Annotated in this window: 15 protein-coding genes; 6 read left to right on the top strand and 9 right to left on the bottom strand. The window is 59.6% G+C overall.

The features are described from left to right. Positions 1 to 48: 48 nt before the first annotated feature. The 3 genes from dnaA to ABD937_RS21895 all read right to left on the bottom strand — a co-directional run bounded on the left by dnaA (position 49) and on the right by ABD937_RS21895 (position 3,326). Positions 49 to 1,482: a chromosomal replication initiator protein DnaA gene (gene dnaA, locus ABD937_RS21905; RefSeq protein WP_345258128.1), complete on the bottom strand. Its 1,434-nt coding sequence runs from the start codon at positions 1,480 to 1,482 to the stop codon at positions 49 to 51. Positions 1,483 to 1,639: 157 nt separating this feature from the next. Continuing rightward, complete coding sequence (locus ABD937_RS21900) at positions 1,640 to 2,584, bottom strand: bifunctional metallophosphatase/5'-nucleotidase (protein ID WP_345258127.1); 945 nt, start codon at positions 2,582 to 2,584, stop codon at positions 1,640 to 1,642. Further along, complete coding sequence (locus tag ABD937_RS21895) at positions 2,574 to 3,326, bottom strand: 5'-nucleotidase C-terminal domain-containing protein (protein ID WP_345258126.1); 753 nt, start codon at positions 3,324 to 3,326, stop codon at positions 2,574 to 2,576. Before ABD937_RS21895 ends, ABD937_RS21900 begins: the two co-directional genes overlap by 11 nt. Positions 3,327 to 3,740: 414 nt before the next feature. Here ABD937_RS21895 and ABD937_RS21890 point away from each other — a divergent pair, with 414 nt between their 5' ends. Continuing rightward, positions 3,741 to 5,306 (top strand): NAD(P)/FAD-dependent oxidoreductase, encoded by a 1,566-nt coding sequence (locus ABD937_RS21890; RefSeq protein WP_345258125.1) that lies wholly within the window; start codon positions 3,741 to 3,743, stop codon positions 5,304 to 5,306. 462 nt (positions 5,307 to 5,768) lie between these two features. Here the strand turns inward: ABD937_RS21890 and ABD937_RS21885 are convergent, their stop codons facing one another. Next, a complete protein-coding gene (locus ABD937_RS21885; protein ID WP_345258124.1) occupies positions 5,769 to 6,776 on the bottom strand; it encodes a zinc dependent phospholipase C family protein in 1,008 nt (335 codons plus the stop codon). A gap of 148 nt (positions 6,777 to 6,924) precedes the next feature. On the opposite strand from ABD937_RS21885, the gene ABD937_RS21880 reads away from it, so the two are divergent. The 4 genes from ABD937_RS21880 to ABD937_RS21865 all read left to right on the top strand — a co-directional run bounded on the left by ABD937_RS21880 (position 6,925) and on the right by ABD937_RS21865 (position 10,804). Next, positions 6,925 to 7,860, top strand: a complete 936-nt coding sequence (locus ABD937_RS21880; protein ID WP_345258122.1) for an ABC transporter ATP-binding protein — start codon at positions 6,925 to 6,927, stop codon at positions 7,858 to 7,860. 9 nt (positions 7,861 to 7,869) lie between these two features. Continuing rightward, a complete protein-coding gene (locus tag ABD937_RS21875) occupies positions 7,870 to 9,195 on the top strand; it encodes an ABC transporter permease (RefSeq protein ID WP_345258121.1) in 1,326 nt (441 codons plus the stop codon). 204 nt (positions 9,196 to 9,399) lie between these two features. Then, a complete protein-coding gene (locus ABD937_RS21870; RefSeq protein WP_345258120.1) occupies positions 9,400 to 10,083 on the top strand; it encodes an HlyD family secretion protein in 684 nt (227 codons plus the stop codon). Positions 10,084 to 10,255: 172 nt separating this feature from the next. Beyond that, positions 10,256 to 10,804, top strand: coding sequence for a 2'-5' RNA ligase family protein (locus ABD937_RS21865; protein ID WP_345258118.1), 549 nt, complete (start codon positions 10,256 to 10,258; stop codon positions 10,802 to 10,804). A 174-nt stretch (positions 10,805 to 10,978) separates the two neighbouring features. Here the strand turns inward: ABD937_RS21865 and ABD937_RS21860 are convergent, their stop codons facing one another. The 4 genes from ABD937_RS21860 to ABD937_RS21845 all read right to left on the bottom strand — a co-directional run bounded on the left by ABD937_RS21860 (position 10,979) and on the right by ABD937_RS21845 (position 14,635). Then, complete coding sequence (locus tag ABD937_RS21860) at positions 10,979 to 11,392, bottom strand: carboxypeptidase-like regulatory domain-containing protein (protein ID WP_345258117.1); 414 nt, start codon at positions 11,390 to 11,392, stop codon at positions 10,979 to 10,981. A gap of 44 nt (positions 11,393 to 11,436) precedes the next feature. Continuing rightward, positions 11,437 to 12,384 (bottom strand): NAD(P)H-dependent flavin oxidoreductase, encoded by a 948-nt coding sequence (locus ABD937_RS21855; RefSeq protein WP_345258116.1) that lies wholly within the window; start codon positions 12,382 to 12,384, stop codon positions 11,437 to 11,439. A 307-nt stretch (positions 12,385 to 12,691) separates the two neighbouring features. Beyond that, the gene (locus ABD937_RS21850) at positions 12,692 to 13,111 is read right to left on the bottom strand and encodes a DUF4293 domain-containing protein (RefSeq protein ID WP_345258115.1); all 420 of its coding nucleotides are present in this window, start codon (positions 13,109 to 13,111) and stop codon (positions 12,692 to 12,694) included. Positions 13,112 to 13,351: 240 nt separating this feature from the next. Next, on the bottom strand, positions 13,352 to 14,635 hold the full coding sequence (locus ABD937_RS21845; protein WP_345258114.1) for a serine hydroxymethyltransferase: 1,284 nt from the start codon (positions 14,633 to 14,635) through the stop codon (positions 13,352 to 13,354). Between the two features lie 196 nt (positions 14,636 to 14,831). On the opposite strand from ABD937_RS21845, the gene ABD937_RS21840 reads away from it, so the two are divergent. Continuing rightward, positions 14,832 to 15,824 carry a sugar phosphate nucleotidyltransferase gene (locus ABD937_RS21840; RefSeq protein ID WP_345258112.1) on the top strand — a complete coding sequence of 331 codons (993 nt, stop codon included), beginning with the start codon at positions 14,832 to 14,834 and terminating at the stop codon, positions 15,822 to 15,824. Positions 15,825 to 16,101: 277 nt separating this feature from the next. Here ABD937_RS21840 and ABD937_RS21835 read toward each other — a convergent pair. Next, positions 16,102 to 16,352, bottom strand: a 251-nt coding sequence (locus ABD937_RS21835; protein WP_345258111.1) for a T9SS type A sorting domain-containing protein, incomplete at its 5' end; no start/stop codon positions are given.

Below are 16,352 nucleotides of genomic sequence, written 5' to 3'. Positions count from 1 at the left end.
AAAAAGGTTCCTTGTGGGAACCTTTACTGCTTTCAATCGGGAGATGATTTAGAGGGCGGCCAGCTGTACTTTCTGCTGTAGCTCCAGCACGTTCTCGCGGAAGCCGGAGTCGGTATCCATCAGGTCCTTTACGGTCTGGCAGGAGTGGATCACGGTGGTGTGGTCGCGGCCGCCGAAGTGCTCGCCGATGCTCTTGAGCGAGTTCTTGGTAAAGGCCTTGGCGAGGTACATCGTGATCTGGCGGGCCTGAACGATCTCACGCTTGCGCGTCTTTTGCAGCAGCTTCTCGTAAGGCACCTCGAAGTAGTCGCACACCATCTTCTGGATGGTATCGATCGTGATCTCCTTGCTCGACGACTTCACGAAGTTGCGCAGCACCTTCTTGGCCAGCTCGAGGTCGATCTCCTTACGGTTGAGCGACGACTGGGCAAGCAGGGAGATGAGCGCGCCTTCAAGCTCGCGCACGTTGTTGTTGATGTTGTAGGCGATGTACTTCACCACCTCGGGCGGCATCTCGAGGCCGTCGTTCTTCATCTTGCGCTCGAGGATCTCGATCCGGGTCTCGTAGTCGGGCACCTGTATATCTGCGGACAGGCCCCAGCGGAAGCGGCTCAGCAGACGCTCCTGCACCCCCTCGAGGTCCTTGGGCGCCTTGTCGGAGGTGAGCACGAGTTGCTTGCCGCTCTGGTGCAGGTGGTTGAAGATCGAGAAGAACGCATCCTGCGACTTCTCCGCCTTATTGAAGAACTGCACGTCGTCGATGATCAGCACGTCGATCATCTGGTAGAAGTGGATAAAATCGTTGATGGCCTGGTTGCGGCTGTGATCGATGAACTGGTTGATGAATTTCTCCGACGACACGTAGAGCACCACTTTGTTGGGATGCAGGCGCTTTACCTCGTTGCCGATCGACTGGGCGAGGTGCGTCTTGCCGAGGCCTACGTTGCCATAGATCACGAGCGGGTTGAAGGAGTTGGCGCCGGGCTTCTCGGCCACGGTCTTACCGGCGCGGCGCGCCACGCGGTTGCAGTCGCCCTCGATGAAGGCGTCTAACGTATAATTCGCGTTGAGCTGAGGGTCGATCTGCATCTTCTTCAGCCCGGGGATCACAAAGGGATTCTTGACCGGCGTGTTGATCACGAGCGGGAAGTCCATCTCGTTCCCAGCAAAGGATTTATAGCCCTGGCCCGCTACGTCCACGGTCACCGGCTTGTTGTAGTTGTTGCCCCCGTCGACCATGATGCGGTACTCGAGCTGGGCTTCCTTTCCGAGCTCACGCTTTAGGGTCTTTGCCAGCAGGTTCACATAGTGCTCTTCGAGGTATTCGTAGAAGAACTGGCTCGGCACCTGGATGATCAAAACATTTTCCTTGAGGGCAACGGGCCGGATGGGTTCAAACCAGGTCTTAAAATGCTGCCATTCCACAATATCCTTGATAATCGCAAGGCAATTGTTCCAAACCAATTCAGCATTCTTCTCCATGCAGTTCAAGCGATTTATATTGAGTGAGGATTCTTCGGTCGAGGGCGTTCACTACTCAATTTAGTTCTTCACAATCCCGCAACGTGTTTTGTGTACAACTAAATTTTTTTTTGTCGGGAGGACGAAATTGGTGGAAAAGAAAATGAGAAAAAAATTTTTATGGTGCGCTTTTTTTCGTAACTGAAATCGACCCTGAGTTCACCAAATTTTTCTTCTTATTTTTTTCAAAAACAAAGTCCAGCCGCCCCAGCTGAATACCGGCGAACCCGACCTGGTTGATCAGGATATCCTCCCCCTTTTTATTTTTCATCACTTCGGGCGCATCAAGGAAGGTATGGGTATGCCCGCCGATGATCAGGTCGACGCCTTCGGTCTGCGGCGCCAGCGTGCGGTCGGAGATCACGCGCTCGTTGTCGTACTTGTAGCCCAGGTGCGAGAGCAGGATCACGAGGTCGCAGCCCTGGCGCTTCAATTCCGCGGCCGTTTCGTTGGCGCGCTGCACCGGGTCGAGGTAGCGGGTGCCCCCGGTGAGGTTGTCGGGTACGAGCCCATCGAGCTTGATGCCGACGCCCAGCACGCCGATCTTGAGTCCGCCTTTGCGGAAAATTTTATACGGCACCGCGAGGTGTTCCATGGGCGTTCCGGAAAAGTCGTAGTTGGATACGATCATCGGGAACGAGGCATGGCGGGCAAACTGTGTGGCCAGCGTTTCGATGCCGGCGTCAAAGTCGTGGTTGCCTACGGTGGCCGCGTCGTAGCCCATGGCCGACATGGCGCGTACCTCCGGCTCCCCTTTGTAGATATTGAAGTAGGGCGTGCCCTGGAAGATATCGCCTGCGTCGAGCAGCAGCACGTGCTCCTCCTGCGCGCGGATGTCGCGGATGAGCGCACTGCGCGCGGCTACACCTCCAAGTCCCTGGTTGCGGCCACCGTCCATCGGGAACGGGTCGATGCGACTATGGGTATCGTTGGTATGCAGGATCGTGAGGCGCTTCGGCGCAGCATCGGCGGCCGCCTCGGCTGCGCGCGCGAGTGCAGGGCTCAGCAAGAGGGAGCCGGCGGCAAGGGCCGTTTGTTGGAGGAACTTTCTTCTAGGGTACATACACGCGGTTTTCTTCGGTGGCGGAGATATTTTTTCCCTGGCTTTTGAGGTGTCGGATGTAATCGAACAGCGCATCCCGCTGCAGGTAGCCGACGCTTTGCTGCGGGAAGGCCTTCAGCATCGCGGCGTTGTCGCCCCCGTTGGCCACGTAGTCGGAATTGACAAGGATATAGGTCTTGTTGGGATCGAGGGGCGCCCCGTTGATGCGTACGTTCACCGCCTTGCCGCCGCGGATCTCCATGGTGAGGCCGTGCACGGGCCAGCCCTTGGCCGCAGCCACATGATCAAGCAACTGCTGCAACGCGGAGCCGGGAAGCCGCTGGAGCACGAGCTGGTTGTCGAAGGGCATCAGCTCGAAGATCTTGCCGCGCGTTACCGGACCGGCCGGCAGCTGCGTAAGGCGGATGCCGCCGAAGTTGAAGATGCCGACGTCGGGCTTCAGCTTGAACTGCTGCTCCGCCGCGTAGAAGAACGCATCGACCATGAAGTTGCCGAGCGTACCCTCGGGTTGCTTTTTGTCGAGCGCCTTGTCGGCAATGCCTACCACTTCGCTCATACTGCGGTCCACGCTGTCGCGGTAGGGCTGCAATACACGGGCAAGACTGCTGTCGGACTTCATGCCGCTGTTGATGCGGTAGCGCTCATGCTCGGCTTTTACCGGCACTTGCGCCGTGCGGCAGGCCAGCAGCGCCGCGGGCAGCAACAGCGCGGCAAAGACGGATCGTTTCAATTGGTTGATCATACGGATGAGATAAGTGCGATTGCGGGGTAAAGTACAGAAGAAAACAGGTTTATTGGTCTATTGGTCTATTAGTTTATTGGTAAAAGGTCGTTCAAAGTGTAAACGTCATGGCATGGACTGAACGTCATTGCGGACGCAGCAAACGTCATTGCGAGCGCAGCGAAGCAATCGCCTCCGTTACGCAGCGTGTTCCTGGTCCACACGTACCTTACGTAACCCAAAATTTCACCCGCTCACCCGCTCACCCGCTCACCCGCTCACCCGCTCACCCGCTCACCCGCTCACCCGCTCACCCGCTCACCCGCTCACCCGCTCACCCGCTCACCCGCTCACGCTTTAAGACAGCCGCAACAACAAAACCGGCCGAAATCCCGGACCTTTGCTGCACTGATTTCAGGATAAACACCTGACACTATGCAACAAGAAGTACATCTACGGATCCGGCCCTCCGAAGCGGCCGACGACAATAGCCTGCGCCGCCTTGCCGCCGAAGCCTGCGCCGTGCAGCCCACGCAGGTAAGCGGCGTGCAGGTGCTCCGCCGCTCCCTCGACGCCCGCGGCCGCCAGGCCTGGTACCAGGTCAAGCTGCAGGTCTTCATCGACGAGCCCTTCCATCCCGCTCCTCCCTATAAGCTTCAACTCCCCGACGTAACAGCCGCCGCCCGGCAGGCCGTCGTGGTAGGCGCCGGCCCCGCCGGGCTCTTCGCCGCGCTGCGCCTCATCGAGCTGGGCATCCGCCCCATCGTGCTCGAGCGCGGCAAGGACGTGCGCGCCCGCCGCCGCGACCTCGCTGCCATGAACAAGGAAGGCATCGTAAACCCCGAAAGCAACTACTGCTTCGGCGAAGGCGGCGCCGGCACCTACAGCGACGGTAAGCTGTATACCCGCAGCACGAAGCGTGGCGACGTCCAACGCATCCTCGACATCCTCGTCCAATACGGGGCCGACGAGCGCATCCGCTACGAGGCCCACCCGCACATTGGCACCAACAAACTCCCGCACATCATCACCGCCATCCGCGACGCCATCAACGAAGCGGGCGGACAGGTGCTGTTCGAAAAAAAGCTCACCGACTTCACCGTCGAAAAAGGGCGGCTTACCCGGGTGCATACCGCCGATGGCGATACGCTGCCGGCCGATGCCGTGGTGCTCGCCACCGGCCACTCCGCGCGCGACATCTTTCACCTGCTGCACGACAAAGGCCTCGCCATCGAATTCAAGCCCTTTGCACTTGGCGTCCGCATCGAGCACCCGCAGGCGCTCATCGACCAGGGGCAGTATCACTGCGACCTGCGTCCCGAATGGCTCCCTCCTGCCGCGTACAGCCTGGTGCAGCAGGTAGACGGCAAAGGGGTATTCTCGTTCTGCATGTGCCCCGGCGGCATCATCGCGCCTGCGGCCACGGCCCCCGGTGAAGTGGTGGTGAACGGCTGGTCGCCGTCGAAGCGCAATAATCCCTACGCCAACAGCGGTATCGTGGTGAACGTGGAAGACAAAGACGTGACGAAATACAGCAAGCAGGGTCCGCTCGCCGGGCTTGCCTTCCAGCAGGAAGTGGAGCAAAAGGCCTTCGCCGCCGGCGGTGGCAAGCTGGTGGCGCCGGCGCAACGGGTCGTGGACTTCGCGCTGAACAAAACATCTGTTGACCTGCCGGATTGCAGCTACCTGCCGGGCATTCACTCCGCCGACCTCCGCAGCGTACTTCCGACGTTTGTGCACACCGCACTGCAACAGGCGTTCAGGGAATTCGGGAAGAAGATCCGGGGCTATTATTCCAATGATGCCGTAGTGGTGGCTACCGAATCGCGCACCTCCTCCCCTGTCCGCATCCCGCGCGGCAACGATACACTCGCGCACCCGCAGGTCGAAAACCTGTATCCCTGTGCCGAAGGCGCGGGCTATGCCGGCGGCATCGTGAGCGCAGCGATGGATGGAGAGCGGGTAGCCACGCAGATCGCGGCGGTACTACAAGGCAAATAAAGGAGAAGAAGCGTTTTCTTACCGCTAAGAAAAGAAGGGGCTAAGGGATTCGCTAAGAGGGTTGGCGATTGGTCTATTGGTCCATGGGTAAACGGGTCGTTGTGTTGCGGTATCATTTATCGTACCGGAAGATCTTACCTGTGTCGGAGGCGTATGGCTGCGGTGTTTTACAGCTCAAAAGGAACATCCGCGCTTTTCGTATCAAATCCGTAACCCCGAAGCTTCGGGGCTGCGTTCCTTCTCTGCAGTGGCTGCTTTGCAGGCAGTGCCCGCCTTCAAGGAGCGCGGCGCCACTTCCGTGTTCCCTGTTCCTTATTCCCTGTTCCATTGTTTTTCAAAACCTTTTGGAGCGCCACCCGTCCCCGCTACCCCGAATCCCAAATCTGAAATAAAAAAGACCCCGCCAGTAGCGAGGTCTCTTATGTCATCCTTCGATATTCCTTGTTCAATATTCGATATTCCCTAGTCTCCCGACCCGGCTTCTTTTTTCTCCTCGCGGGCGCGGAGCAGCTTGTCCTGGATGAGGTTGTTGCTCTTGAACGAGCGGAGCTCTTTTTCAAAGGCGAAGCGCTGCTCGGCGGTAAGCGGGGCCTTCAGCAACTTCGAGAGATCAGGCTTGCCGGCATCTACCCAGGCGGTGTACCAGAAGTCGGTGACCATATGCGTGCTGCGCAGGAGCTGGCTGTTAACGGTGTTGCCCAAGCGCTGCGCATAGGCACGGGCAAATGCGGAGCTATAGCTCTTCGACTCGCGGCCGTTGCGCATCTGGATGCGGTACTTGGTGGAATCCACGAAGCCCTGCGACACTTCCTTTTCGGCGGCGAAGAGATCGGGCAGCAGCGTATGCGCATGGCGCACAGAGCCCCAGATGGCTTTTGCAGGGTCGGAGATATAGGTGGCGTTGTGCTCTTCGAAGAGCTGGTAATTCGTCAGCTCGATCTCGGGCACCATGCTCTCCCACAGCGAGTGCATGCCCTTCTGGCCGGTGCGCTGGCCGTCGTGGTTGAGCGTGGTGTGAAGCGGCACGTGCGCATCCTCAATGTAGTGCGCGATGTCGGCGGCATAAAAGAGGATGCTGTCGCGGTTGCCGCTCTGGAAGGCCTCCGTAAGGCGCTCCTTCATCGTGACCACCCAGTAGGGCACGTACCCGTATTTTTTCAGGCTGTCTTCAGGAAAAAGCTTTACGGCTTCGGCCCACTGCTCGGGGAGCAGCTTGCCGCCTTCGCCGTGCTCGAATGCCTCGAGGTCGATGAAGTGCTTCGGGCCCTCGGTGGGATCGCCGTTGCGGCGCTGGTCGGGGCGCACGGAATGCCGCACGAGGTAATCCATGTTCTCGTGGAAGAAGGACTGCATGGGCAGGGGGAGCTGATACACGGCCAGCTGCGTGGTGGTACGGTGCACCAGGAAGCCCCAGCCCCCGGCAACAACCAGGATCAGGAGGAGCAGTGCGGAAAGGCGAAAAGCGCGCATAGGGAAAGTTTGCGCAAAATTGCCGCTTTCCGGGCGGCTGAACAAGAATGGCGGCCCGATTCGTCATGGGGAAGCGCCCTTTTGTCAAATTTTTAGGAGCAAATGCGAACTTCCTTCTAGTTTGCACGTACTCACTAAAACCACAACCATGCTCCTGGAACTGCGTCACCTGAAAAAGCACTACGCCACCCAGAAAGCCGTCGACGACATCTCCTTCTCGGTGCAGAAGGGCGGCATCTTCGGACTGCTCGGCCCCAACGGGGCGGGTAAGACCACCCTCATCCGCATGATCACCGGCATCATCCTCCCCGACGAGGGCTCCGTCATTTTCGACGGCCGTCCCTTCGACCCGGCAAAGGACATCGCGCAGATCGGCTATATGCCCGAAGAGCGCGGCCTGTACAAGAAAATGAAGATCGGCGAGCAGGCCGTCTACCTCGCGCGCCTCCGCGGCCTCGGCCGCGACGAGGCCTACCGCCTCACCCGCGAATGGTTCACCCGCCTCGAAATGCAAAGCTGGTGGAACAAGAAAGTGGAAGACCTCTCGAAGGGCATGTCGCAAAAGCTGCAATTCGTGACCACCGTGCTGCACCGCCCGCGCCTCATCATCCTCGACGAGCCCTTCAGCGGCCTCGACCCGGTAAACGCCAACGTGATCAAGGAGGAGATCTTCCGCCTCGCGCAGGAAGGCAGCACCATCATCTTCAGCACGCACCGCATGGAGCAGGTAGAAGAGATCTGCGACCACATCGTACTCGTGAACAAGGGTCAAAAGATCCTCGACGGCTCGGTGCGCGAGGTGAAACAATACTACAAGGAGCACCTCTACCGCGTCGGCTTCGAGCGGATGCCGGCGGTGCTCGAAGGCCCCGGCTTCGCCGTTGTAGGTGCCGACACCAAGAGCCCCACGCTCACGGTGCGCATCGACGATGGCTTCACGCCCAACGCGGTGCTGCAGTTCTTCATCAGCCAGGGCGCCGAGCTGCGCTCCTTCAACGAGCAGCTGCCCACCCTAAACGAGATCTTCATCCGCCTCGTGGAAGGCACCTCGCCCGCCCGCTCTTTTCAAACCTTCACCGTTTAAGCCACTGCCATGAACAAGATCCTCATCATCATAAAGCGCGAATACCTGTCGCGCGTGCGCAAGAAATCATTCATCCTCTCCACCATCCTCACCCCGCTGGTACTGGTGGCCATGATCGCCACCACCACCTACTTCACGGTGCGGAACATCCGCAACGAAAAGATCGCCGTGGTGGACCCCGCCGGCATGCTGCAGCAAAAGCTGACCTCGGGCAAAAAGGTGACGTACACGTTCACCACCGATGCCGACACCAGTAATTTTACGGATAAGGGCTTCTCGGCCCTCCTGCTGGCGCCGGGCGCCGGCATCAACCACGGCAACGATTTCCAGCTCGTGTCGGAAAGCAGCCTCAGCCGATTCGCGCACGACCAGGTAGGCAACGACGTCGGCCGCGCCCTCGAGAACAATATGATCAGCCGCGAGCTGAAGGTGGACCCGGCCCGCATCGACTCCATCAAGAAGATCGCCGCCGGTATCAAGGTTCAGCAGGTGAAGAAATCGGACGTCGCCAGCGGCGGCTCCTCGTCGTTCTCGGTGCAGATGGGCATCGGCTACTTCACCGCCTTCCTGATCTACCTCCTGCTCTTTATCTACGGCATGATGGTGATGCGCGGCGTGATGGAGGAAAAGACGAACCGCATCGCGGAAGTGATCGTGTCGTCGGTGCGGCCCTTCGAGCTGATGATGGGCAAGATCATCGGCATCGGCGCCGTCGGCATCACGCAGTTCCTGATCTGGATCGTACTGCTGACGGGTATCGGGATGGCCCTTACCGGCGCGGCTTCGCCCGACGTGCTCGAGGGCGTGAAGAACGCACCCGGCGCAACCCCGGGCCTGGGCGCCCCGAACGCCGACTCCCTGGAGATGGTCAACTCGCTGACGCGATCGATGGCGACCGTAAACTGGCCCGTGGTGATCGGCTGCTTCCTCTTCTATTTCCTGGGCGGCTACCTGTTCTACGCCGCGCTCTTCGCCGCGGTGGGTTCCGCCGTCAACGAAGACCCGCAGGACGTGCAGAGCCTGACACTCCCGATCACGCTGCCCATCGTCATCGGCATCATCATCATGGTGAACTCGATCAACGACCCCAACAGCGCGATGGCTACCTGGGCTTCGATCATCCCGTTCACCTCACCGATCGTGATGATGTCGCGCGTGCCGTTTGGCGTGCCCGGCACGGTGCCCATCTGGGAGCTGGCCCTCTCGATGATCCTGCTGGCGGCGGGCTTCCTGTTCACCACCTGGCTGTGCGCCCGCATCTACCGCACCGGCATCCTGATGTACGGCAAGAAGCCGACGTGGAAGGAAATGATGAAGTGGGTTGGCCGGGCGTAGGAATATCGAACAAAGAATATTGAATAGCGAACACGGAATATCGATTGTAGAGACGCACCATGTGCGTCTCTTTTTTTGCGCCCGCGCAAAAAATCCGTGTGCCGCACAATTGTTAAAGGTTCCGCAAATCCATGAGCGGCAGACCATAATACGAAATCCATCGTAATATTGTACGAAACAATTCGTCATACAAAACCGAAGGATATGAACAACAACCGAATCTTCCTCACGGCCGTACTGGCCGCCGCCCTTTCCCTGGGTGCTTCTGCTCAAACGGCCCCCAAAGCACCGAAAGCACCGAAGGCCCCGCGCGCCCATACGGAGCGCACGATCCGGAACTTCGACGATGTGGACGCAGAGCTCGACCGCGCCGAGAAGTCGCTCAAAGAAGTGCCCGAGATCCCGGCGGCGCCGGCCGCACCCGAAGCCGACTTCGAGCGCGCCGAGCGCGACCTGGCCCGTGCCGAGAAGGAGCTCAGCGCCAACGAGCACATCTCGCGCCGCGAGCTGGAGGCTGCCCGGAAGGAGATCGCGCAGGCACGCAAGGAGATTGCCCGCGCCCGCCGCGAAGAGCTGCCCCGAGCCGCCGAAGAGATCAAGCGCGCCCGCGCCGAAATGGCATCGTCCTTCGCCAACGCCCGCAAGGACATCGAGAAGGCACGCGGCGACGTGAAAGAATACCGGGCCTTTGAGGAGTCGCTGGTAAAAGACGGCCTTATCGAGCAGGACCGCTACACCATCGAGCACCGCGACGGTGTGCTGCAGCTCAACGGGAAGAAGCAGCCGGAAGACGTATACAACAAGTACCGCTCTTTCCTGGAGAAGCACAAGCGCTTCACCTGGAAGAAGACGAACGAGAAGCTAAGCATCAACAGCGACCGAGATTGATCCCCTGCGGCCGTGCCCGGCGCGTGAGTGACCTCCCTTCTGAAGCTGCCCGTAGATGATCGCGGGGCCGCTCACGCTCCCGGCACCGCGCCGTATGGTTACCTGGCATTGTGTTAGCTTTAGCTAACGGAAGCCCCGTCCCGCACCTGCCCCGGTGCGGGATCTTTTTTGTATGGATATGTACTTTACGGCGCTGGTGCTCCCAGCCGGGCTGAACGAACGGATCCTGCCCCTGAAGCGGCGCATGCAGGAGCGCTATGGCTGCAAGGTGGGCCTCAAGTCGCCGGCGCACATCACGCTGCTACCTCCCTTCTGGATGCACCCCTCACTGGAGCCGGAGCTCCGCGCCGACCTGGACGCCTTTGCAGACACACAATCGCCGTTCCCGGTACACACGAATCACTTCTCGGCCTTCCGGCCGCGCACGATCTTCATCGACGTAGTGGTTGATGCCGCGCTGGCAGCGCTGAAGGTGGCCAACGATGCGTGGTTCGGGGGGCGCCCGCAATACGGCCTCAAGACCGACCGGCGTCCCTTCCACCCGCACATCACCATCGCCACGCGCGACCTGCGCAAGTCGGCCTTTTTCGAGTGCTGGCCCGAATTCGAAGCCGAAAGCTTTTCCGCCACCTGGATTGCGGACGACATCGGGCTGCTCCACCACAACGGCCGGCACTGGGACGTGGTGCACCGGGCAGCCTTCGTGAATCGTCAATCGTGAATCGTGAATGCTCCCCAGCCCCCCCGGGAGGGAGAGGAGCCCGGCCAGGCGGGGAAATGTGAACCGTCAATCGTGAATGCTAACGCCGGTTAACGAAGAACGGATGCCAAAGGCATCCGTTCCTGTATCACCGCGCATCGCGGTTACACGATTCACGATTGACGATTCACGTTCTTATTGGAAATCGAAGAAGTGGGCGGGGCCCGGGGTAAAGTCGTAGGTGGAATGTTCCTCCATCAGCACGTTGAGCTCGGCGGCTTCGTCGGCGCGGGCGATCGTCTTGGTGCGCTCCACCTTGCGGTAGCCCGGCTTCTCGAACACGAACTTGTAGGTGCCCGGCTTCAGGTCGTCGAAGGTATAGTTGCCGGCCGCATCCGTGGTGGCTACCTTCTCCTTGCGGTTCAGCACGTAGGCGGTAACGGTGACGTTCACCAGCGGCTTGCGGTTTTCGTGGTGCTGCACGCCGCCGGCCACGTCGGCCTTTTTGATGTTCTCCTCACCAACGCCGGGAGGGTTGCCATTGTTCGCATGGGCTGCGCCGGAAGCGCCGGCCATCAGGGCCGCCAGCAGAAGAGCTTTGAATTTCATAGCGTTCGCTTGTTGGTGAGAAAATGATTAGAATGAGGGTAAAGTTATTCTTTTTGCAGCGGATTCTGTAAGGCGGCCGAAAATTCCTGCCACACGTTCTCCACAATCCGGGCAGCGGGAAGAATGTCGCTCAGCAGCGCGCTCACCTGCCCGATCTCCAGCTCCCCTTCCTCCAGGTCCCCCTCGTACATGCCCTTCTTCGCCCGTGCCCGTCCCAGCAGCTGTGCCAGCTCGTTCTTATCCGCTCCTCTTGCCTCTGCTTCCTGCACGGCCTCCGCAAAGCGGTTGCGCAGCAGGCGCACAGGGGTCAATGCTTTTAAAGACAACCGGGTGTCGCCTTCCGCTGCACCGATCACCGCGGCTTTGAACGAAGGGTGTGCCGAGGCTTCCTCGGAGGCTACGAAGCGCGAGCCCATCTGTACTCCTTCGGCGCCGAGCACCAGGGTGGCGAGCATCTGCCGGCCCGTGGCGATGCCGCCTGCGGCGATCACCGGTATTTCTACGGCGCCCGCTACGGCCGGCACCAACACCAGCGTGGTCGTTTCCTCGCGGCCGTTATGCCCGCCGGCTTCGAACCCTTCGGCCACCACGGCATCGCAGCCCGCCTCCTGGGATTTCAGGGCGAACTTCGAGCTGCTCACCACGTGCACCACTTTGATGCCGTGCTGCTTGAAGTGCGCCGTCCAGGTCTTTGGATTACCGGCCGAGGTGATCACGACCGGCACCTTTTCTTCGATAATGATGGCGATGTGGCGCTCGAGGTCAGGATACAGGAGGGGCAGGTTGACGGCGAAGGGCTTGCCGGTGGCGGCGCGGCACTTGCGGATATGGTCTTGCAATACATCGGGGTACATGGAGCCTGCGCCGATGACGCCGAGGCCGCCGGCGTTGCTCACGGCAGCGGCCAGCTTCCAGCCCGAGGCCCAGATCATACCGGCCTGGATGATGGGATATTCGATCCCGAATAGTTGCGTAATGCGGTTGGAAAACATACTGCAAAGATGCGGCATCCGGGAAATACAGTATCATCCCGCCTTTGGCGGGACCAAGTACGCAAATCGGTTTCACGCAAAGGCGCAAAGCGCGCAAATTCCGCAAAGACCATTTACATGTTTGCGCCAAAATCCACGTGCAGCAGGCTGACCGTTGATAAAAGCGAAAGGGTTTCGCGCAAAGGCACTTTTTCTTCAGAGGCAGGGGCCTAAGCCACAGCGGAACCGTCTGGAAAAGGAAAAGGTGCACCATAGCGCACCCTTGTATTTTTTGCGCTCTTGGCGCTCTTTGCGTCTTTGCGCGAAATTACCGCAGCCGGTCCATGCTGCGGATCAGCTTCTGATCGCGCACCACGCCGCGGATGGCGAGGAAGAAGCACACCGGGATGGCGAAGTAGAAAATGCAGGAGAGCGCCATCACGCCCGTGGCGTAGTTGCCCATCTGCAGGAAGTACAGCGCCAGCAGGCCGATGGAAAGGAACAGCCCGATGATGGCGAAGCGCAGCTGCAGCTTGCGGTTGCCGTACAGGAAGATCGTAACAAAGGCGAGTCCACACACGAGGGCCGTCAGGATCGTGAGCCACATATCGGCATTGGCGTTCAGCTCGGGGTTCGTCAGCGTGGTAACGCCCGGCTTCAGCGTGCCCGAATAAAACGGAAAGCGGAACGTGGTGGCCGCGAAGGCGCCCGCGAGCAACAGCCAGATACTTTGAATACGTTGCAGCATAGGGAGAACGTTTATTGGTCTATTGGTCTATTAGTTTATTAGTTTGGGTCGTTCAACGTTGGCGCCTCTTACGCAGTTGCGGTCATTGCGAGAGCAGCGAAGCTTTGTCATACTGAGCTTGCGGAAGGATCCTGCGTTACGCAGACTTTCTGTATGCAGTTCACCGGCATCCGAACAAGTTCAATCGAATCACACATTCGAAAACTGAGATCTGAGATCCGGAGATCTGAGATCTGAGATCTACGATCTGAGATCCGGATACAGCGGGAAGCCACCCATCAGGTCCTTGACGTCGCCGGCTACTTTCTCAATGGTAGCGGCATCATCGATGTTCATCAGCACCCGGTCGATCAGGTCCACTACCGATTTCATGTGCTCCTCCTTGAGGCCGCGCGTCGTAATGGCCGGGACGCCGATGCGGATGCCCGAGGTTACGAACGGGCTCTTGTCGTCGTAGGGCACCGCGTTCTTGTTGAGCGTGATGTGCGCGCGGTCGAGCGTTTCCTGGGCTTTCTTGCCGGTGATGTTCTTGTTGCGCAGGTCGATCAGCATAAGGTGGTTGTCGGTGCCGCCGGAGATGATCTGGTAATCGAGGTCGGTGAGCGCTTTGGCCATCGCCTGGGCATTCTGCTGCACCTGCCGGGCATAGGTCGTGAACTCGTCGGAGAGGATCTCACCGAAAGCAATGGCCTTGCCGGCAATGACGTGCTCGAGCGGGCCGCCCTGCGAACCGGGGAACACGGCCATGTCGATCACATGCGACATCGCGCGGATATTGCCTTTCGGGTCTTTCAGCCCGAAGGGGTTGTCAAAGTCCTGGCCCATCAGGATCACGCCGCCGCGGGGGCCCCGGAGCGTTTTGTGGGTGGTGGACGTTACGAAGTGGCAATGCTGGAAGGGCGAGGCAAGCAGGCCTTTGGCGATGAGGCCGGCCGGGTGGGCAATGTCGGCCATCACGAAGGCACCGACCTCGTCGGCCACGGCGCGGATGCGGGCATAATCCCACTCGCGGCTGTAGGCCGAGGCACCGCAGATGATCAGCTTCGGGCGCACGGTGCGTGCTTTTTCCTCGAGCTCCTCGTAGTTGATGAGGCCGCTTTCGCGGTGCACACTGTAGAAATGCGGCTCATAGAGCTTGCCGCTGAAGTTCACCGGCGAGCCGTGGGTGAGGTGCCCGCCCATGCTCAGGTCGAGGCCGAGGATTTTGTCGCCGGGCTTCAGGATGGCGAGCATGAGGGCCGCGTTGGCCTGTGCGCCGCTGTGGGGCTGCACGTTGGCATAGCCGCAGCCGAATACTTCCTTGATGCGGTCGATGGCAAGCTGCTCCACCTCGTCCACGAACTCACAGCCACCATAGTAGCGGCGGCCGGGGTAGCCCTCGGCGTACTTGTTGGTGAGCACGGAGCCCATGGCTTCCATGACGGCGGCGGAGGTGAAGTTCTCGGAGGCGATGAGCTCGATGCCCTGGCGCTGGCGCTGCAGCTCTTTACCGATAATATCGAAGACGGCGTTATCTCTTTGCATATGGAAGGTTTGAGGCCCGCGCGGCGCGGTGGCGCAAAAATAAGCGGCCCCGTGGATGCCGGCCCATTTTCCGCAATTTTAAATTCCACTAATTTTGCCGGCTCTTTAATAATTTAGCCATACGGTGGACGTTCCTATAGTTTACTGATGGCCGTGAGAACGAGCCGTGCCGCGAGGGCCATCTAAACAAAACTGAATGAAAGCGATTATCCCGGTTGCCGGAGCAGGTACCAAGCTCCGGCCCCATACTTATACGCAACCCAAGGCGCTCATCCCGCTGGCCGGCAAGACCGTGCTCAGCATCATCGTGGACCAGCTCCGCAACGCCGGCATCACGGAGTTCATCTTCGTAGTGGGCTACCTCGGCGACAAGATCCAGGACTACGTCAAATACAATTACCTCAACATCAAGACGCACTTCGTGCACCAGAACGACCGCCAGGGCATCGGCCACGCGCTGAAGCTCTGTGCCGACATCGTGGGCGACGACGAAGTGTTCATTGTGCTGGGCGATACGCTGTGCGAGTACGATATCGACATGGTCCTCTCCTCACCCGTTTCCATGCTGGGTCTCAAGAAGGTCGACGACCCGCGTGCCTTCGGCGTGGCGGAGATCGACCCCGAGGGCCACGTGACGCATGTGGTGGAGAAGCCGCAAATCCCGAAGTCGAACATGGCGCTGGTGGGCATCTACAAGATCCGCGAGAGCCGCATGCTGTTCGACTGCCTCGACAACAACATGGCCCAGGGCCTGCGCACCCACGGCGAGTTCTCGATCACCGACGCCATCGACTGCATGATCCGCAAGGGCGCGGCCTTCCGCTCCTTCAAGGTCGATTCCTGGTTCGATGCGGGCAAGCGCGAGACCCTGCTCGAGTCGAATGCCACGCTGCTGAAAAAATTCGGCGGCTCTATGATGTCGAGCCAGGCGTATGAGAATACGGTGATCATCCAGCCGGTGCGCATTGGCAAGGGCTGCGACATCCGCAACTCCATCATCGGCCCCAACGTCACCATCGGCGACCAGACCACCGTGGACTCCTCCATCATCAAGAATTCGATCATCGGCTCCTACTCCAACCTGTTCGACATCGTGCTCGACTACTCCATCATCGGCTCCGACACCGGCATCCGCGGCGAAACGCGCACGCTCAACATCGGGGATAATACCGATATCGATCTTGGTTAAGAACAATCGAACAGGGAACACGGAACAGGGAATAAGGAAGTAGCAAAGCCCCGCCGATGGCGGGGCTTTGCGTTTTTGGGTTCTTACAGTTCTTAGGGTTTTGGAGGTTTGGGGCTACTCCCCTCCTTCTCCTGTTCCTTGTTCCCTGTTCCCCTGTTCGCTATTCGATATTCCTTGTTCCCTGTTCCCTGTTCTCTTGTTCGCTTACCTGCATAGCAAAAGGCCTCCCTTTTCGGGGAGGCCTTTTGTTGTTGCGGGGGTATGTACAAGAACCCGTTTAGAGCTTGATCACCTTTTTCTGCACGGTCTCGCCCGTGCGCGTGTCGGTGAGCTGCACCAGGTAGGTGCCCGATGTCAGCCCCGTCAGGTCGAGCGTATAGCTCGTGCCCGTGAAGCTCGCCGGGCGCATCAGCGCAGCACCGTGCTGATCTACGAGCCGCACCGAGTAGGCAGCACCCGTCTTCAGCGAGGCATCAATGTAGACCGTCACCCGGTTTTGCGTCGGGTTGGGGCCCACGCTCACCTTGC

The organism is Flaviaestuariibacter amylovorans (assembly GCF_039541815.1).
Lineage (GTDB): Bacteria > Bacteroidota > Bacteroidia > Chitinophagales > Chitinophagaceae > Flavisolibacter > Flavisolibacter amylovorans.
This window is presented reverse-complemented; position numbering and strand designations above follow the sequence as displayed.